The sequence below is a fragment of the Dyadobacter jiangsuensis genome (assembly GCF_003014695.1).
GTDB classification, from domain to species: domain Bacteria; phylum Bacteroidota; class Bacteroidia; order Cytophagales; family Spirosomataceae; genus Dyadobacter; species Dyadobacter jiangsuensis.
Genome location: NZ_PYAS01000001.1, coordinates 361,820 through 381,438, shown reverse-complemented (window position 1 = coordinate 381,438; position 19,619 = coordinate 361,820). Strand labels below are relative to the sequence as shown.

Genomic DNA, 19,619 nt, shown 5'->3' with positions numbered 1-19,619 from the left:
CACTCGGGGTACTACGGTTACCGGGCTAAAAAGTAATACATTGGGAGGTAAAACCTACTTTTACCACCGAAATGACAATCCGTCCTTACCAGGCCTCCGACTATTCCGGGTGCATCCGGGCATTTGAAGGCAATCACCCCGAGTTTTTTGCGGATCATGAAAAGATAGAGTTTCAACAACTGCTCGACGACCTCTCGCAAGGAAAAGACGAGGATTCACTTTACTATTACGTCGTTGAAATAGAGAATCAAATTGCCGCCTGCGCAGGATTCTATTTCCCTGACAACGAGCCCAACACTGCCGGGCTCGTGTGGGGCATGGTAGCGCGGCAGTTTCACCGGAAAGGCATCGGAAAACAGCTGCTGACGTTTCGCTTAAACAAAATCCGGGAGCTTCGGCCAGGTGCATCGGTGATCCTGGATACGACCCAATTGAGTTTCCCGTTCTTCGAAAAACTGGGATTCCGCGTTACGCAGGTTACCCCGGATTTCTACGCTCCCGGCCTCGATCGCTACGATATGGTACTGGCGCCCTCAGTGATTTCAATTAAATAGAACAATACTTCCCCAATCATCTGCCATGACACAACAGACTTCAATCCCCACCTTATTCGACTGGGCCGGCGGAATGCCCGTTTTCGAAAACCTGACTCGCCTGTTCTACCAAAAGGTTCTCCAAGACCCGCTTCTGGAACCGGTCTTCAAGCATATGTCGCCCGATCACCAGGTGCATGTAGCGCATTTCATTGCCGAGGTACTGGGCGGGCCGGAATGGTACAGCACCTCGGAAGGCAGTCATTTCAAAATGATCCAGAAGCATTTGGCCAAACATCTTACCGAGCAGCACCGCCAGCGCTGGGTTTCGCTGCTTCTGGAGACGGCCGATGAAATCAAGCTGCCCGACGACCCGGAGTTCCGTTCGGCATTTGTCGCCTACATCGAATGGGGTACACGCATCGCCGTCATCAACTCCAACAGCAACGATTTGCAGATGAACCCGGACGAACCAATGCCCAAATGGGGCTGGGGTGTTCCGGGAGGCCCCTACCTCGGATGAGGCCGCATTCGCCAAATTCCAACCGGCCGGAATAGAATATGAATATCAAACCAAAAAATATAACTTTGTCAAAAACGTAAACTTGACACCTCTTCACTAAAATGCCGCAAAGCCCACGAGTTTCTGACCAGCAGCTGCTGGAAGCTTTATGCTCGGGGCAGGAATGGGCCTTTACCGCTATTTACGATGAGTATTGGTACCCGATGTACAGGGCTGCATTCCATAAGCTCGGGCAACGGCACATTGCGGAGGAAATCGTACAGGACATTTTTACGCGTCTCTGGAACGAGCGTGCGAACCTGCGGACCACCACGCTGAACTACTACCTTTTTTCCGCCGTGCGGTTCGAAGTCATCGACCACATCCGGAAATCCGGCCCGCGCAGCCGGTACCTCGCCTATTATCAGGCATTTGCAAGCCAGCACGAGCATTATACCGAAGACGAGGTAGCCTACAACGAGCTACTGCGCAACATCGACGAAGGCCTCAAACCATTTCCTGCCCAAACGCGTGAAATGTTCAAGCTGAGCCGGATCGAAAGCTGGACGATCGCCCAGATCGCCGAATTCATGAACCTGTCCGAAAAGACGGTCGAATACCATCTCAGCAAAGCCTCCAAGGCCGTCCGCGAGTACCTGAACGAAACACTTCTCCTCCTCCTGCTCAGCATTTTCTCCTGACCGCCATCCCGAACACGTTGCATTTTTAAAGGAAGTTCAGGGCCAAACCCCTTATTTTACATAAACTTTCCAAGTTATTTTAAAAACATTCAGGGACAATACGGAGCCAATACGGTTTAGAGGTTGAATCAGATAAAAAACATCCTGAGCCAACCACCCCCCTGAACCGATGAGTTACGACGAAATTGAAAGCTTGCTTTTAAAGTACCGCGAGGGCAAATGCAGTCCCGCGGAAAGAGACCGCATCCACGCATGGTACAACCAGGTACAAAGCGGCGCGCCGCAGGCCGAACTCTCAGATACCGAGAAATCGGTTCTGAAAGCCCGGATGTGGAGCGCCATCCAGCACGAAAGGAAAGCGTCCGGAAAGACCAGAACATTCCTGCCACGGCTGTCGCCCATGACGGTACGCATTTTCGGCTCGGTTGCGGCCGTGCTGATCGTATCGCTGTCGTTGTTTTATTTTTTTTCAAACAAGCCTGCTCCGGGCACGGTAGCAGGCGATACATTATTGCTGGAAGCAAGTCAGGAAGGCCTGGTTTCGACAGCTAACAGCACCGCCCGCCCGATGCGCGTCAAACTGGTCGATAGCAGCGAGGTAACCCTCGCCCCTGGCGCCGCGCTGACCTACCCCCGCCAGTTCTCAGCCGCAAAACGCGAGGTGCAGCTCACCGGCGACGCGTTTTTCAACATTACCAAAGACAGCCGCCGCCCGTTTTTCGTGTACAGCGGCAAGCTCGTGACGCGCGTACTGGGCACGAGTTTCTGGGTAAAAAAAGGAAGAGAAGAACATCAAATGCAGGTTGAAGTGGTGTGCGGAAAGGTTTCCGTATTCGAAAACGAAAGCATCGGCTCCGAAAAAGACGCCTCCCAGACGAAGCACCAATTCAACAAAAGGGTTATCCTGACCCCGAACCAGCGCGTGACCTATTTCGAGGAAAGCGGGCATCTGATGACCAGCCTCGTCGACAAGCCGGTGCTGCTCACTGCCCACGCGGAGCTGCCGCCTGCGATTTACAAAAACATGGCATTACCCGAAATTTTCCAGCGCCTCGAAGATGCTTACGGGGTAGATATCGTCGTGTCCGGCGATGCAGTGAATGAATGCACATTTACCGGTGACCTTACCAGTATGTCGCTGTTCGATCAGCTCGATTTGATTTGCCAGTCCAACGACGGCTCCTATGAGGTCCAGGGAACGCGAATCCTGGTTTCGGCGGCCGGCTGCAAGTAATTTTTGTTTCACCTAAAAACTGCCTATGCATTAAACCTGTCCAAAAGTCCCCCAAAAAGAAACCGGCAGAAAGCTACCCTGCCGGTCAAGTACTTTCCCACTGCCGGAAATCCGCCAAGATGCGGCAGCAGGGTATTCATTAGTTATAAAAAACCTTTCTAAACTATGAAAAAAAACCGATACCGAAAAAACCGGGCATCGCTTTGCTTGCTCATGAGAATTTCTTTGGCCCAGCTTATCTTTTCAATCGTCTTTTCCAGCCTCACCTACGCGGCGCACGTCAGCAAGGCGCAGGAGGTATTGGAACGGAACGTGACACTCCACGCCGACAAGGTGGAACTGGCGACGGTGCTCGACCAGTTGGAGCAGAAAGCGAATGTAAAATTTGTATACAGCAACAAGGCCATCCGCGCCGACCGCCCGGTAGCGATCCATGTTGTGAACCAGAAACTGGCAGCTGCATTGCAAACGCTGCTGGTACCTCTTCAAATCTCCTACCAGGTAACCCCGTCGGGGCGCATCCTGCTCAAAGCCAGTAAAGAACTGCAAACCAAAAGTACGGGGCAACTCTCCACTCAAATGCGGGATATGCTGGCGCAGGTGTTGAAAGGCAAGGTAAGCGACGAAAACGGCGACGGCCTTCCGGGCGTGAGCGTGCGCCTGAAAGGCACGCAACTGGGTACCTTGACGGATGCTTCCGGCAACTTCGATTTTGAGGTGAGCAATCTGGAAGCCGTGCTGGTATTCAGTTTTGTGGGCTACAAAACGCAGGAAGTGGCGGTGGGCGACAGGGCCGTGATCAACGTATCGATGGTTCCGGACGATAAGTCGCTCAACGAGGTGGTTGTAATCGGCTACGGAAGCTCGCGTAAGCAGGATGTGGTCGGTTCGGTGGATATAGTTTCTTCCAAGGACGCCGGCGCTACCACTGCTACCAACCCTTCACAGCTCCTCATCGGAAAGTCGGCCGGTGTGCAGGTGCTGCAATCGAACGGAGCGCCCGGCTCCGATGCCCAGATCCTCATCCGCGGTACCGGGTCATTTACGGGAGTCGATCCATTGTATGTAATCGACGGTATCCAGGGCAGCAAAACGATGTTCAACACACTCGCTACCCAGGACATTGAAAATATCACAATCCTGAAAGACGCCTCTTCCACTGCTATTTACGGTTCGGCTGCGGCTAATGGTGTGGTCATTATCACGACCAAAAGAGGTAAGTCAGGTGCGCCGCGCATCAATTTCAACACGCAATGGGGCGTTGCCAAAGCCTGGAAGACGCTGGATCTGCTCAATGCATCGCAGTACATAGACCTGTTGAAAGATTTCGCGGCCACAACCAATTCGGCCCTGCCCGCGAAGTTCAATACATCGGAAGTGACCACCGACCGTACCGACTGGCAGAAAGAGATTTTCCGATCGGGGCTTGTATCGCAAAACGATTTGAATATCAGTGGCGGGAGCGAAAAAGTGGCTTACAATTTCTCGTTGGGCTATATCAAACAGCAAGCCATCGTGAAAAACTTCACCAACAGCAGGCTGAACGCGCGATTTGCCTTGGACGAAACCCTGGGCCGTTTCCATCTGGGACAAAGCCTGAACATCCGTTATACGAAGGACGACGGCCAGCTGGCCAGCATTTCGGAAGCGGTGTATTATGCCCCTTACAAGCCTATTTATGACCCCGCTATTCCGGGTGGCTATTCCAACACCACCAACGTCGACGATTTCAGCAATGGTAACAACCCGCTCGCGGCCATTAATCTGAACCACCCTATCAATACCGGGTTTGTGTTCTTTCCTCAGGTTTTTGCGGAAGTGGATATTATTGCCGGATTGCGGTTTCGCACGCAGCTTTCGGCCGAAATCGGCGGGGGCAAGAACCGCAGTTACCAATATGGCTACACGGCGGGGAATAACCTGACCAACCCGCAGCAGGCGACGCTGGGTTTCAGCAACTATTCCTTTTACACGCTGGAAAACTACTTTTCCTATAATAAGGTATTCGGCAAGCACAGCGTTTCGGCGACGCTTGGTAACAGCTACCTCGATCCGGGAAATGCTTCCGGCCTGAATGCGACCGGTACCAAAATCCCGAACGACGCCATTCAGAACATCAGCGTAGCGCAGTCGCAGGCCGTTACCGGCTCCAACTACGGCTATGCCCGCTCGTCGGTGATCTCCTACTTCGCACGTCTGGGTTATACTTTCGACGACAAGTACATTCTTACGGGAAGCTTCCGCCGCGATGGCGCTTCGAACTTCGGTGCCAACAATCGCTTCGGGAATTTCTACGGCCTGGGTGTCGCCTGGCGCTTCATCGACGAGGATTTTATCAAGAACAACCTGAATTTCCTGAGCGACGGAAAGATACGGTTCGGATTGGGTAGAACGGGTAACAACACCATCCCTACCACCGGTGTGACTTCGGTACTGACTTACAGCGGAAATCCCAACGGCAACCTGGTTTACTCGCTGGGTACCAATGAAGGGTTTAACCCGGGAACGACCATCAATACATTATCCAACCCGAATATCCGCTGGGAATCGACCGACCAGACCGACATCGGCCTCGACCTCGGCTTCCTCAGCAACCGTTTGAGCGTGACCGTCGACTGGTACAACCGCAAAAGCTCCGGCTTGCTCGTGAGCGTGCCGGTTTCCGGAAGTACCGGGGCATCCAGCAGCGGCGGGCAACCCAGTAAATTTGCCAATGCAGCCAGCGCGCAAAACAAGGGCGTAGAGTTTTCGGTCGGCTACCGCGACCAGGCCCGGGGCGGGTTCCAGTATAATGTGAGCGCGAACCTGGCCTACAACAAAAACATCGTGAATTCCCTCGGAAGCGAGTTTGCCGCGCCCATTCAGGGAGGGGCATTCAGCAACCTGCCTACATTCACCTACACCGCGGCGGGTTCGGCGATCGGATCGTTCTTTGGGTATGAAGTTTCGCACGTAGCCAAAGACCAGGCGGAAATCGACGCATTGAATGCCCAAGCGGCTGAAAAGGCGGGCGATGCCACCACCAAGTATCAGGCGGGGCTGCTTCCGGGAGACTTTATTTTCAAAGACCTCGACGGGGATGGCAAAGTGACTTCCACCGACCAGAAAATCCTGGGTAACCCTATCCCGAAAATCGTGTACGGTTTCAATGCGGGCGCCAGCTACAAAGGCTTCGATCTGAATGTCGTTGTCTCGGGTGTTTCGGGTTTGAAAATATTGAATGCCTTCAAATTCGTGACAGACAATGAATCGACGGGCCACAATGCATCTACCGAAATCCTGAAAAGATGGCGGAAAGCGGGTGATGTGGCCGAGCTTCCGCGTGCGGGACAAAGCGCCACGGGCGACGGCAACTTGCGCCCCTCCGACTGGTGGCTCGAAAACGGCTCCTACCTGCGCCTGCGCAATGTGACGCTGGGCTATACCCTGCCCCAGGGCTTGCTCGAAGGCATTGGCGGCGGCAAGGTGTTCAAGAGCATTCGCGTGTATGCGGCGGCACAAAACCTTCTGACCTTCACCAAATACAAAGGTTATGACCCCGAGGTAAGCACCCAGAACGGCGGCAGCTACATTTTCTCGCGCGGTATCGACGACCGCCTGCAGTTGCCGCAGCCGAGAACTTTGCTTTGCGGCTTGCAGCTTGGGTTTTAATGGTTAGAAGAAAACTTACTTGAAGTGAACATGAAAAAGATCATATATTTTCTGACAGGCCTCGCGGCCGTTTTCCAGCTCGCCGGATGCGACGAATCCAAACTGGAACTGGAAAGCCAGAGCGCCTACGATTACAAAACCTATTTTACCTCTTCCGAAGGATTGAACCAGGCTGTGATCGCCACTTACGCGACATTGCTGCACAATGGCCTCTGGTCGCGGGAGTACTACTTTATTTTCGATTTGCTGGGATACGAAGCCAAGAAAACGACCAACCTGCAAGGCGACATGGCGCAATTGGCCGACTACTCGTTCGGGACGAGCCAGGCGCAGATCGGCCAGCTCTGGAACAGCCTTTACCGGCTGATTCTACGGTCGAATGTGGTCATCGACCGCGCAGGAGTTTGGAATCCCGCGTCGGCTGCCGACCAGCAGGCTGCGAAGCAATACATTGCCGAAGCGCGGTTTCTGCGGTCGTATGCCTATTTCAACATTGTGAACCTGTGGGGTAAGGCACCGCTGATCACCGCTTACGACAGCACAGTGGCCAACAACTACCCTTCCCGCTCGTCCGCGGAGGCGATTTGGGCAACGATTGAAAGCGACCTGAAACTGGCCGCGGCCGACTTGCCCGTAACTTACGATGCGGCAACGGGACTCGGCAGGGCCACCAAAGGTGCGGCCGTGGCATTGCTCGGAAAGTCCTATTTGTACCAGAAAAAGTGGGCACAGGCTGAAACCACATTGGCTCAGCTGACGGCAGCGCCCTTCACCTACTCCCTGGACCCGTCGTACGAAAACCTGTTCAGCTCGACGAATCAGAGCAGTCCTGAAAATATTTTCCAGATCATGAATGCCAAATGGACCGACTGGGGCATTGGCAACCAGTACTATGTTTTTGGCGGACAGGAAACCTGGGGCGGCAAGGCCACCCACTCCGACCGTGCGCAGGAATACGGTTTCAAGGACTGGTTCAATGTTTACATCCCAACCACAACGGTTAAATCATTCCAATATCCAAACCCGTCCACCAGCGCCAACTATGTGGACCCGCGTGCGAAGTTTACGTTCTACGGCAACAAGGAAAGCGGCGGCGACACCCAGTATTGCCAGAAATGTGCCGGCGGCGCGATCGACTTCCCTTTCAAAGCCGATGACCCACAGGGCTATTATGTTTGGAAAAAATACCAGTATTACAATGAAGTAGCCTCCTATGGCGGGCCGCAAAGCTCCATTAACGGGCAGGTGATCCGCTATGCCGATGTGCTCCTGATGCTCGCGGAAGCGCAAATCCAGCAAGGGAAAACCGGTGCCGACCCGCTGGCGCTGATCAACCAGGTTCGCAAGCGTTCGGGCGCCGTTGCGTACACGAGCCTGGGCGCGCAGGCCGACGCGATGAAGCTCATCATGCGCGAACGCCAGGTGGAACTTTGCGGCGAACAAAGCCGGTATTTCGACCTGATCCGCTGGGGAATTGCCAAGCAGACGCTCAACGCGCAACGCGCCGCCGAGCCAGGTGACGGCAAGCAGCCTTTTCAGGACAAAAATATCCTTCTGCCGATCCCCGACGTAGAGAAGAACTACAACCCCAACGTAGCCAAAGACATCGCTAACGGCTGGAATTAAGTCGGTGCATTGAAAAGAGGTTGTATCAAATGTGCGTAAAGTCTGCGCTCAGGCTGACAGCTTACACACATTTGTACAACCTCTTCTATTTTCCCCAAATACCGCCTGCAATTCATCACCCGTTACGGAGAAACCAGCCGGCCCCCCCGCTGCTGATCGGCCACTGCGACGGGATCGACGGCGCCGAACTGCCGTAAATGATGGTCCGAGTGCTTGTAGGCAAATATCCCGATTTGCTCGCGCGTCATCTTCCCGAAAAAATCGTGAATGAAATCCGGATTGGAAAAGTGCTCATAAGCGGCAATGCAACGGATCCAGATTTGCTTTTGCTGTTCCAGGTCGCCGTCCAGCTCCTTGACGATAAACATCCGGCCGGTCGGGACATTCTTCTGAATAGGCCGGTCGTCTTTCACGAAGGTTTTCAGGGCCATTCGGCCAAAAATCCACCCCATCAGTTCCTGTTTGTACTTCGGTTTGTGAACGCCCAATACCCATTCGTCCCAGATCGTGCAGTGCCTGGTCATTTGATACACATTCATTTTGCCCCACTGCGCCGCATTGCTTGTTTCGAGTGACCGGATCCTTCTGATCAATTCGTCCCGGGTAGCTGCATCAAAGATTGTTTTCATAGTTTGTTTTTGTTTTGTGATAATGCAAAACTAGCGGGACCCGAAAAGTCGACCGGCGTGTAAAAATGACAATCAAAGGTGTATTTTGTGCCATCTTTATGATAGCTTTGAATAAACCTGCCAACCTATGCGTCCGAGACATATTTCTGTAATCGTGTATGAAGATGTGCTTTTGACGGCCCTGTCGAGCACCGCTGCATTGCTGACCGGCGCGAGGGATGCGGTCGTCAGAAGCGGCAAAACGGCTCCGTTCGAAATCGACCTGGTGGGCGTGCACCTTCATGATGTGCAGCTCAACCTCCCTGTCCAATTTCACTGCGGGAGAACGCTGGCCGATGATTTTGAAACGGACGTGATCGTCGTGCCTCCGATGAATACCGAGGGGGCCGACATGGACCAGCTGCTGCTTAAATATGACAAGCTCATCCGCTGGCTGGCGGAAAAATACCATCGCAAGGCGCAGATCATCAGCCTTTGTACCGGGGCTTACTTTGTTGCAGAATGCGGCTTGCTGAATGGTATGCCGGCTACTTCTCATTGGGGCGCGATGGACGACATGCGGAAAAGGTATCCCCTCGTCAATTTCAGGCCCGAGCGGGTCGTTACCCAGTCGGAGGCCATTATTACCGGCGGCGGCGGCTTTTCGGCCCTGAACGCCATCCTGTATTTCATCGAAAAGACCTGCGGGAAAGAGACCGCCATTAATCTGAGCAAGTACTACGCCCTCGATTACGGCCGCACTTCGCAAAGTATTTTCACGATATTCTCCGGCCACCGCGGCCACAACGACCAGGACATTCACCGGGCACAAACCTACATCGAAAGCGAGTTCAAGGCCGACATTTCGGTGGATCAGATCGCGGGCGAGGTCAATATGAGCAAGCGGAATTTCATCCGCCGTTTCAAAAGTGCTACCACCCTCAACCCGATCGAATACATCCAGCGAATCAAGATCGAAGCCGCCAAGAAATCCCTGGAAGCCGGCGAATCGAACATTGCGTACGTCACCTACGACGTCGGGTATAACGATTTGAAAACTTTCAGGACCATCTTCAAGCGCATTACCGGCCTCACGCCTATCGAATACCGGAACCGGTATAATACGGAGACGTTGCTGCGATAGGCTTTTGAAATTATTTCACCTTACCATTTGCATCGTACGATTTTAATCGTACCTTTGGTATGTACTTAATTTTCATAGCCATGAGTTCCGAAAAAGCTGAACCCACGAAAGCTGAGCTCGATATTCTGACCATTCTCTGGAAGAACGGGCCTTCCACCGTGCGCTTTGTGCACGACCAGCTGAATACATTTAAGGAGGTGAACTACACCACCACCCTCAAACAAATGCAATTGATGGCCGAAAAAGGCATGCTCTCGCGCGACGAGCGCAGCATGAAGCATGTTTACGAGGCGGTTGAAGAGGAGCAAAAAACAAAAGGCCTCCTCCTCGACCGCTTCGTGGACCATTTATACGGCGGCTCGGCCAGTAACCTGGTCATGCAATTGCTGGATAACAAGAAAGCTTCCAAAGCAGAGCTCGACGAAATCCGGGCGGTTTTGGACCAATTGGAAAAAGGGAATTCCTAAATCAAATCAGCCATGAAAAATCTGTTCACTTCCGAAACCACCTACGCCCTGATCCGGCAGATCGGGCTGGCGCTGGGGCATTCACTCTGGATAGGTGCCGTTGCAGCGCTGCTGGCAGCAGCTGTGATCGTATACACCCGTCGCAGCCGGCCCGAAATCCGCTATAACCTGCTCACGGGCTTGCTTTTGCTCTTCATCGTGGGTACCGTCGTTGCATTTGTGCGATCGGGTTCCGCTGTTCCCGTGGAAACACAGGTCCGCGATGTTTCTGCAACGCACCTGACTAACGAGGCCGTGGGTTCGGGTCCTACCATATCCCATCCGCAGAGCTTCGTGGGCATCGTCACGGATTTTCTTGCTCAAAACATTTACACGATCACGTGGCTCTGGCTTCTCATCGTAGCCGCTAAAATGACGGGTCTTGCGATCGGGCTTTACCGCCTGCATCAGCTCAAAACGCGTCAGATTTACGCCATAGGAACCCATTGGGAACAACGCGTGCGTGAATTTGCCCGAACCATGGGCATCACGCAGCACGTGAAGATATTTCAATCCGGCCTGGTAAAAGTCCCGACCGTACTGGGGCATTTCAAACCCGTGATACTCGTCCCGCTGGGCGTAATCACGTCCATTCCGGCGGATCAGATCGAAATGGTACTGCTCCATGAGCTCGCGCATATCCGCCGCCTCGACTTTTTTGTCAATTTTCTGCAACGGCTGACCGAGCTCCTGTTTTTCTTCAATCCCGGCATTCTCTGGATTTCCCGGCTCATGCACGAAGAGCGTGAAAATTGCTGCGACGATATGGCCCTGAGGTGTTCGGGGAACCAGACGACCTATATCCGCGCCCTCCTGTCGTTTCGGGAATACCAGCTGAATGAGAACGTATATCAATTAGCGTTCTCAGGGAAAGGTGGATTGGTACAACGCGCCAAACGCATTGCCTCGCGCACCAACTCGACATTGGGGGCCTCCGAAAAAACGGTGCTGCTGGTGGCGATGCTGGCATTCCTCACATTTTCGGTCTTGTTCGCACAATCGGACGGGCGGCAAACGAGTCCCCAAAAGCCCAACGCAAAACAGGCCCGGCAAACAGGTAATGCGAAAAACCCGGCGACGGCACCAAAGAATCAAGTTCTGCCACAGCCTGATCAAATCAGATCAAAAACGACTGAAAATCAGATCAATAATAAGCCAAATACGCTACAAAAACAGGCCGTACAAAATCCTGCGGGAGTTGCAAACCATCCCAACCTGACACGACCGGACACGCTGCAACCTTTGCAAAAAACAACAGGCGCGCTTAACCGGCTCTCTGCCACGCTGGACATCGACTCTTCCGCCAATGCACGCCTGGCGCCTGTACAATGGCAGCCTTACGCCCAAACGTACCAGGCGCAACCCTTGCAGACTTACCGGCAGGAATACCGTCCTAATCCAATCCGCATCAAACGCCAGGCGATCAACGAAAAGATCATGGATGCGATCGAACGGCAGGGCATCGAGATTTCCCGAAACAATATCGATTTCAGGATCACCAATCATGAACTGATCGTCAACGGCGTGAAGCAGCCGGATTCTGTCCTCAAAAGTGTGCTGGACGCCGTACTTCCGAAACCTGACGACGTGATCGACTTCACCTACGGGAGCCACCATTAACCCGGATCCATATTCGCATAGGTCAAAAACTTACTTTGGGTAAGGCGGGTAAACTATGCCCGTCAGTCATGAATAAACAACTTTAACATCACATTATGAAAACCATTGGCCGGGTGAGAACCACCCTGTGGATTGCCGTTGCCCTGCTGGCGGCATTGGGGAATGCATTTGCCCAAATCAAAGGAAAAGTGGTCGGTGCGGACAACGCGCCGCTGGAAGGAGCCGTCGTCTCGGTGCTCCAAGCCGCAGATTCGAGTCTGGTGAAAACGGTGCTTACCGTGAATGACGGGACATTTTCAATCACCGGTATTCAAAGCGGGCGCTATTTCGCTACCGTCTCGATGATGGGCTTTCAAGGCTTTACCGGAAGCTGGTTTGACATTTCTAGTGAAAAACCAGCTATTGACATGGGAACCACCACATTAAAACCCACTGATATCAAACTAGATGAAGTGAAAGTGACCGGACAGAAGAATTTCGTGGAATACCAGATCGACCGGACGATTCTGAACGTCGATGCGCTGATTTCAAATGCCGGCGCCAACGTGCTGGAAGTGCTGGAAAAAGCGCCGGGCGTGATGGTCGATCAGAGCGGCAGTATCAGCCTCAAAGGTCAGCCGGGCGTGCTCGTGCTCATCGACAACCGCCCTACTTACCTCTCGCAGGCTGCATTGGCCGCTTACCTGCGTTCATTACCGGCCAATTCCGTCGAAAAAATCGAGTTGATCACCAATCCTCCGGCGCGCTACGACGCGGCCGGAAGCGCCGGGATTATCCATATCAGAATGCGCAAAAACAAAGTCCGCGGCCTGAACGGGAGCATTACACTCAGCCCGGCAAGATCGAAGTACTGGCGGCATAACGAGAACGTGAATTTCAATTACCGGAGCAACCGCTTCATTTTTTTCACCAATGCCAGCTTCAACAGCACCGACCAGTGGCGCAGGCTCGATATCGAACGAAGGTATTATGACGAAAACGATGCATTACAATCATCGTTTGACCAAACCACCCTTTTTTACCCCAAAAGCAGGACTACCAACCTGAAAACCGGGATCGATTTTTACGCCAATGAAAAAACCACCTGGGGTATCGTGTACACGGGCGCATACACGCAGTCACGCGAGCAGCGGCCAGTGCGCAGCGTGGTCAGGAATGCCGCGGGCGTGATAGATTCCCTCATCCGCGCCCGGCAGACGTTCATCAACGATTTCCTCGATGGGGAGGGCGCATTCAAAAGACAGGAGAAAATCACCACCGACCTCCCCTCTTCCATTGCCATTTACTCAGCCAAAACCGATTACGAACATCCATTGCGAAAGAGCCGGTTCGGGGCGGGCTTTAAGACCAGTATGGTGCGCACCGACAATGCGGCCAACTACTTTCTGCATCAGGGAGAAGCCATTTCGGTGGATTATGACAAAACCAACCGTTTTCGCTACACCGAAAATATCAATGCGGCTTACCTGAATTTCAACAGGGATTTCAAAAAACTCTCGCTCCAAGCCGGACTGCGTGCGGAAAATACAAATGGGTACGGGCATCAGCTGGGCAATGCGGTAAAGCCGGATTCGTCTTTCACATTGCATTACACCAGTATTTTCCCTACACTTTTCGTCAGCTACAAGCTCGATACCAACCAGACGCACCTGAATTTTTCCTATGGGCGCAGAATCGGCCGCCCCTACTACCAGGACCTGAACCCTTTCGTTTTCCTGCTGGACAAATTTTCCTACTTCGCCGGCAATCCCTACCTGAAACCCGAGTTCGGCAACAGGTTCCAGCTTTCATTCAACTATAAAAGCCGGTTCAATTTGTCGCTGCTTTACAATTACACCCGGAACATGCAAGGCGAGGTCATCGAGCAGGCGGGGAACGTTTTCATCAGCCGGACGGGTAATATCAGCAGGCTCATCTGGGGCGGTATCACACTGACCGCCCGACTCAAAGCGGGCAACTGGTGGACCTGCAATTTTTACGCGGAGCTCATCCACAACAACTTCCGCGGCATGCCCGGCGACCCCGACCGCACCACCGGTTCCACGTACGGCTACATTAGTCCGAACAACCAATTTCTGTTCAAAAACGGGTGGAGCGCCGAGTTGAGCGGGTTTTACATTACCCGAAGCCAGAGCGCACAGTTCGACAAGGACGACCTGTTCCTCGTGAACACGGCGGTGCAGAAAAAGGTGATGAAAGACAAAGGCATTGTTAAACTTTCCCTTCGAGACATTTTCAGCTCGCTCGAACCGAACGGTCGCATTCTCAACATTCCGAACGCCCGGGCAAACTATTACAACGATGCCGACACGCGGGTGCTGGTGGCGTCGTTCACGTACAACTTCGCCAGGGGCACTTCCGGCAAGCGGAAACGGAACGTCGGCGGCTCGGGGAGCGAGGAGCAGCGGGTGAAGAACTAGCCGTTGGAAACTCCCTGAAATATTGGCGGAAAAGAGGCGATATATTCTATTTTTACGATATGAAAATCCTGTTCTTCTCCGCCAAGCCCTACGACAAGCAATTTTTCGATGTGCACAACCGCCCCCACGGTTTTGAAATCGAATACCTGGAAACCCATTTGGGACCGCATATCGTGAATGCCGTAGACGGCCAGGAGGCGGTTTGCGTGTTCGTCAATGACAAAGTGAATGCGGAAGTCATTGCTGTACTGGCCGAAAAAGGTGTAAAAGTCATTGCCTTGCGATGCGCCGGGTTCAATAATGTGGACCTGGAAGCCGCGCGCCTGCACGGGATACGTGTGTGCCGCGTACCCGAGTACTCGCCAGAAGCCGTAGCCGAGCATACGGTGGCCATGTTGCTCACGCTCATACGCAAGACGCACAAGGCCTACAACCGCGTGCGGGAACAGAATTTTTCATTGAACGGGCTGCTCGGTTTCAACTTGCATGGCAAGACGATCGGCGTAGTTGGAACCGGCAAAATAGGCGGCGCATTTTGCCGGATTATGAAAGGCTTCGGCTGCAAAGTCATTGCATACGACCTCTACCCGAACAACGAACTCCAGCAGGCGGGAATCGAGTATAAACCATTGGAAGAAGTGCTCCGCTCGTCCGATGTTATTTCCTTGCATTGTCCGCTCAACCCTGCCACGCATTACCTGATCAACGAAAATACCCTGGCTGCCATGAAACCCGGTGTGACGCTGATCAACACGAGCCGCGGCGGGCTGATCAACACCGCCCATGCCATAGAAGCCCTGAAAAGCAAGCATTTGGCCAACCTGGCCATCGATGTCTACGAACAGGAAGAAAAGCTCTTTTTCAAAGACCTTTCGGAAAGCATCATCGAGGACGACACCATCCAGCGGCTAATGAGCTTCCCCAATGTGCTGGTGACGGCCCATCAGGCATTTTTCACGGAAGAAGCACTGACGGAAATCGCGCAGGTTACATTACAAAACATCGACCGCATTCTTCACGGACAGGAACCGGAGCAAGCCGCTGCGGTACTGGCCTGACCCCATTACCCTGCGCTTTTCAACAAAGTAAATTGAGCTTCCCAGCAAAATGAAGCAGCTGCTGACCGGCGAATTTTGTATTCGCAATCAGTAACTCATTCAAAAAAAGCAAAAATGGATTTTCAAATAAGCGGAAAACGCGCGCTCGTGACAGGGGCGAGCTCAGGCCTGGGCGAGGCGATCGCCCGGATGCTCGCGGGCGAAGGCGCGACGGTCATCGTACACGGACGGAACGAACAACGCGCCAATCAGGTCACGGAAAACATCATACAAGCAGGCGGCAAGGCGGAAGTGGCCATAGGCGATTTGTCGACGGATGAAGGCGCCGATGCCGTGGCCGCAGCAGCATTGCAAGGCGGGGCGGTCGATATCCTCGTGAATAACGCGGGAGTAGTGAGCCACAAAAACTGGCCGGACGCCATGCCGGACGACTGGATGGAGCTTTACAATGCCAATGTGGTTTCCTATGTGCGGATGATCCGCCGTATCGTGCCGCAGATGAAAGAGCTGGGCTGGGGCCGCGTGATCCATATTGGCGGCGGGCTGGCGATTCAGCCGATCAAGGAACAACCGCATTACAACGCAACCCTGGCAGCACGGCATAATTTGTCGGTTTCGCTGGCCCGGCAATTGAAGGAAACCGGCATCACGTCCAACGTGGTTTCGCCCGGCGCGATCATGAACCCGATGGTGGAAGAATGGCTCGTCAATGCGGCGCCGAAGTTTAGCTGGGGCACCGAGCTGGACGAAATCAAATACCGCGCCGTGCAGGACCTGATCCCCAATGACACCGGGCGGTTCGGCCTCCCGGAAGAAATCGCCGGGGCGGTTCTGTATCTCACCAGCCCGCTGGCCAACTATGTAAGCGGCGCCGTGATACGCGTCGATGGCGGGACGATCAGAAATTTGTAAAACGCCCCGAAAGGTAATTGACGACTTCAAAAGGATCCGGACAGGCTGCTGAATGCCTGTCCGGATTTTTTACTGATGCGCAACAAACTTTCCAATGTCGAATAAAACTATTTTCGTTTCACATCGCTAAATGCCGGAACATTTATCCAAATATCTTGCGACTGAACCGAATTAACATCTTTTATGAATTTTAAAGCACTTTACATTTCGTCTGAAAGATATACGCCCAACATACACCTAAAAAAAGCATTAAATTGACAGCGATAATTCCAAAACTGAGCATCAATCTGGTATGAACAAAAAAATTACCCTCGCTGCATTTCTTGCGCTGATAGTCGGATGCGTTGCCTATATTATTTTTTCTCAAAAGGCTGTCGCCAAAAAATCGCAGGAGCCGGTACCGCCGTTTCCTTATTACAGCGAAGTGGTAACCTTTCAAAATACCGAAGCGGGCATTTCGCTATCGGGCACCCTTACATTGCCCGACAAAAAGGGCAGCTATCCTGCCGTGATATTGATTACCGGCAGCGGCCCGCAGGACAGGGATGAGACGGTTTTCAGCCATAAGCCATTCCTTATCATAGCAGATTACCTTACGCGGCAGGGTTTCGCAGTTTTGCGGTACGACGATCGGGGAACCGGTAAATCGACAGGCGATTTTTCGACCGCAACATCAAAAGATTTCGCCACAGATGCCGAAAGTGCCATTACCTATTTGAAATCAAGAAATGAAATAATCCCTAATAAAATCGGGCTCGCCGGTCATAGCGAAGGCGGGCTGGTGGCGGCTATCGCCGCATCGCAATCAAAAGACGTCCGTTTTGTTATTTCACTGGCCGGCCCCGGCGCGATCGGCCACGAAATAATGGCGCTGCAAATGGAATTGATCGCACGGGCAGGCGGTGTGGATAAGGCAGGAATTGCATTCATTCATCAGCTCAATAGCGAAGCGCTTGAAATATTGCAAAATTCGCCGGACACTGCCGCATTGCGGACCAACCTCACCGCCTTTATTCAACCGAAGTTGAAGGATTACCCGAGCCAAATGCTTCCTCCGGGTATCACAGCGGAGCAATTTTTCAAGAACCAAATCAATGCAATGTGCGGACCGTGGTATCAATTTTTATATAATATTGATCCCGGACATTACTTTCAAAAAGTCACCTGCCCGGTCCTGGCATTGAATGGATCGAAAGATTTGCAGGTTGATGCACGGCAAAATCTTCCCGCGATTTCAAAAGCATTAAAAGAAGGCGGTAATTTAAATGTGACAATAAAAGAATTACCGAATCTCAATCACCTTTTTCAGGAAAGTAAGACTGGCCATCCCAGCGAATATGCGGGCATTGAAGAGACTTTTTCGCCCAAAGCATTGGCTATCATGTCGGATTGGCTAACAACTCAAACCCGTTAAAACATGAGGCAATTCCCTATTTATTGGCAGCTGTAAGTTCGCCGATCAATTCTTTTGCATCACCACCATCGTCACCCTTGTCTGTGGCAATTTTCAGTGCTTCCTCCGCGGCTTTTAAAGCAGGCTCTTTGTTTCCCAATTTCTTTTGAAGCTGGGCATAAATGCACAAATGCTCATAGTTTTTGTTCAGATTCAGAACTTTTGCCATAATCTCGGCACCTATTTTCAGCGTTTCGGGATCTTTGGCGAAAGCTTTCAGGTAAGCGCCCGTTTCATACATTGTTTGCCAATCTGCCGCCCCGATAGTACTTCCATATTTCAATGTAGATCTGCCATAATTAAGCCAATCGTGCCGCCCGTTGTAAAAGTAAATTTGCAGGAGTGACAGCGTCTTCAGGCTATCCGCGAAATGGGTGGTGGCAACCTTTCTCAGCTCGCTCATCAATGCCAGGTCGTTGTTCCTGCCGGCCATATTGGCCGTGCGGGTCATGATTCGCTGCGCTGTCCTTTCGACATCTGCCTGGCCGAACAGGCCGATGAATTTCTGCTGATTTTGCAGGAGATACTGTGTAGCCGGTGATTTAAAACCGAGGTCAGCGCCGAAAATGAACCTTAAATTCCGTTCCGAGCCCAGCTCCCCGGCCGATTGCGTGGCGAGGTACTCTTCCATCACTTTTTCCTTCGGGTTATCATCAACCATGTAATACGACAATGCATTACTCAGATTGAACAGCAACTCCGGCGCGCGCTCGCCCTTTTCGTACCTGGCCAGCATCGGAAACAATGCAGTATTCGGATCGGAAGCATTACGGCCGTCCCGGATAAAATCAGCGGCAGGCTTGGCACCCGAGCTCTGATGGAGCTTTTGACCGCTTTTACTCAAAAACAAGTAAGTAGGATAACCTGCAATTCCGTACCGCTTCGCCAGTGCCTCTCCCGGCCCTCCGTCTTCCACATCGATTTTGTAACTCATAAAATTCCGGTTGTAATAATCGATCACATCCGGGTTGACGAGAACCTCTTTTTCCATTTGCCGGCAGTACCGGCACGAGGTAGCCCGAACGTATAAGAAGACCTGCTTTCCCTTTTTCTCCGCATTTTGAAGGGTTTCCTCCCAGGAAGTAGTGACGAAATCAATTCCCTGGGCCTGGCAAAAGGTTGAGCAGGAAATCAAAAGCATGAGGCAGAGCATCTTTTTCATAGCCAATAAAATCAGGATTTCTTTTTATTTTAGAAGGCCTATCGAGGGTTTCAAACTTAAAACTTCTGATTCAAAATGAAAACAAAGCATTATTATCTCCTGATGGTTATTGCAATAGGATTTGTTTCCATTGCAGCAAAAAATGTGGTATTGCCCGCGGATATTATCGGAACCTGGAAATACCTGATCTCCGACGTTCCACCGGAATACGAATCGGGCTTTTTTACTTTTGAACAAAAAGATAACAAGACTACCGGATATGTGGGCGACACCGAAAAACAGGAGATGAAGGAGCTGACCGTGGATCAGGAAAAAGTGGCATTCACCGTCGAGAGCCAGGCCGGGGTTTTCAAATACAGTTTTATGCAAAAAGGCGATACGCTTACGGGCATTGTGTCTTCCCAATACGGGGATTTTCCCATCAAGGCGGTTAAAGAACCTAAGAAGTAGCCGAAACGATATTCGGGCAGCGGCTTCCGGGAAGCGGCT

16 protein-coding genes are annotated in these 19,619 nt (G+C 52.3%); 14 read left to right on the top strand and 2 right to left on the bottom strand.

The window, feature by feature from the left end:
* Positions 1 to 71: 71 nt before the first annotated feature.
* From CLV60_RS01435 to CLV60_RS01410, 6 genes are all read left to right on the top strand, one after another.
* Positions 72 to 554 (top strand): GNAT family N-acetyltransferase, encoded by a 483-nt coding sequence (locus CLV60_RS01435; protein ID WP_106593599.1) that lies wholly within the window; start codon positions 72 to 74, stop codon positions 552 to 554.
* Positions 555 to 579: 25 nt separating this feature from the next.
* The gene (locus CLV60_RS01430) at positions 580 to 1,056 is read left to right on the top strand and encodes a group II truncated hemoglobin (protein ID WP_106593598.1); all 477 of its coding nucleotides are present in this window, start codon (positions 580 to 582) and stop codon (positions 1,054 to 1,056) included.
* Positions 1,057 to 1,157: 101 nt separating this feature from the next.
* Positions 1,158 to 1,736, top strand: a complete 579-nt coding sequence (locus tag CLV60_RS01425) for an RNA polymerase sigma factor (protein ID WP_106593597.1) — start codon at positions 1,158 to 1,160, stop codon at positions 1,734 to 1,736.
* 169 nt (positions 1,737 to 1,905) lie between these two features.
* Positions 1,906 to 2,970 (top strand): FecR family protein, encoded by a 1,065-nt coding sequence (locus CLV60_RS01420; protein WP_106593596.1) that lies wholly within the window; start codon positions 1,906 to 1,908, stop codon positions 2,968 to 2,970.
* 165 nt (positions 2,971 to 3,135) lie between these two features.
* Entirely contained in the window at positions 3,136 to 6,621 is a 3,486-nt protein-coding gene (locus tag CLV60_RS01415) for a SusC/RagA family TonB-linked outer membrane protein (RefSeq protein ID WP_106593595.1), read from the top strand.
* A 30-nt stretch (positions 6,622 to 6,651) separates the two neighbouring features.
* Positions 6,652 to 8,247, top strand: a complete 1,596-nt coding sequence (locus tag CLV60_RS01410) for a RagB/SusD family nutrient uptake outer membrane protein (RefSeq protein WP_106593594.1) — start codon at positions 6,652 to 6,654, stop codon at positions 8,245 to 8,247.
* Between the two features lie 122 nt (positions 8,248 to 8,369).
* Here CLV60_RS01410 and CLV60_RS01405 read toward each other — a convergent pair whose 3' ends face one another.
* On the bottom strand, positions 8,370 to 8,876 hold the full coding sequence (locus tag CLV60_RS01405) for a DUF1569 domain-containing protein (protein WP_106593593.1): 507 nt from the start codon (positions 8,874 to 8,876) through the stop codon (positions 8,370 to 8,372).
* Between the two features lie 127 nt (positions 8,877 to 9,003).
* On the opposite strand from CLV60_RS01405, the gene CLV60_RS01400 reads away from it, so the two are divergent.
* The 7 genes from CLV60_RS01400 (at position 9,004) to CLV60_RS01370 (ending at position 17,929) form a co-directional block, all read left to right on the top strand.
* Positions 9,004 to 9,999 (top strand): GlxA family transcriptional regulator, encoded by a 996-nt coding sequence (locus CLV60_RS01400; RefSeq protein WP_106593592.1) that lies wholly within the window; start codon positions 9,004 to 9,006, stop codon positions 9,997 to 9,999.
* Between the two features lie 80 nt (positions 10,000 to 10,079).
* Positions 10,080 to 10,466 carry a BlaI/MecI/CopY family transcriptional regulator gene (locus CLV60_RS01395; RefSeq protein WP_106593925.1) on the top strand — a complete coding sequence of 129 codons (387 nt, stop codon included), beginning with the start codon at positions 10,080 to 10,082 and terminating at the stop codon, positions 10,464 to 10,466.
* Between the two features lie 12 nt (positions 10,467 to 10,478).
* Positions 10,479 to 12,125, top strand: a complete 1,647-nt coding sequence (locus tag CLV60_RS01390) for a M56 family metallopeptidase (protein ID WP_106593591.1) — start codon at positions 10,479 to 10,481, stop codon at positions 12,123 to 12,125.
* Between the two features lie 95 nt (positions 12,126 to 12,220).
* Positions 12,221 to 14,545 carry a TonB-dependent receptor gene (locus CLV60_RS01385; protein WP_106593590.1) on the top strand — a complete coding sequence of 775 codons (2,325 nt, stop codon included), beginning with the start codon at positions 12,221 to 12,223 and terminating at the stop codon, positions 14,543 to 14,545.
* A gap of 59 nt (positions 14,546 to 14,604) precedes the next feature.
* Positions 14,605 to 15,603: a 2-hydroxyacid dehydrogenase gene (locus tag CLV60_RS01380; RefSeq protein ID WP_106593589.1), complete on the top strand. Its 999-nt coding sequence runs from the start codon at positions 14,605 to 14,607 to the stop codon at positions 15,601 to 15,603.
* Positions 15,604 to 15,717: 114 nt separating this feature from the next.
* A complete protein-coding gene (locus tag CLV60_RS01375) occupies positions 15,718 to 16,515 on the top strand; it encodes an SDR family NAD(P)-dependent oxidoreductase (RefSeq protein ID WP_106593588.1) in 798 nt (265 codons plus the stop codon).
* A gap of 292 nt (positions 16,516 to 16,807) precedes the next feature.
* Positions 16,808 to 17,929 (top strand): alpha/beta hydrolase family protein, encoded by a 1,122-nt coding sequence (locus CLV60_RS01370; protein ID WP_106593587.1) that lies wholly within the window; start codon positions 16,808 to 16,810, stop codon positions 17,927 to 17,929.
* A gap of 16 nt (positions 17,930 to 17,945) precedes the next feature.
* Here CLV60_RS01370 and CLV60_RS01365 read toward each other — a convergent pair whose 3' ends face one another.
* Positions 17,946 to 19,130 (bottom strand): thioredoxin family protein, encoded by a 1,185-nt coding sequence (locus CLV60_RS01365; RefSeq protein WP_106593586.1) that lies wholly within the window; start codon positions 19,128 to 19,130, stop codon positions 17,946 to 17,948.
* A gap of 75 nt (positions 19,131 to 19,205) precedes the next feature.
* On the opposite strand from CLV60_RS01365, the gene CLV60_RS01360 reads away from it, so the two are divergent.
* Entirely contained in the window at positions 19,206 to 19,580 is a 375-nt protein-coding gene (locus CLV60_RS01360; protein WP_106593585.1) for a hypothetical protein, read from the top strand.
* Positions 19,581 to 19,619: the final 39 nt, after the last annotated feature.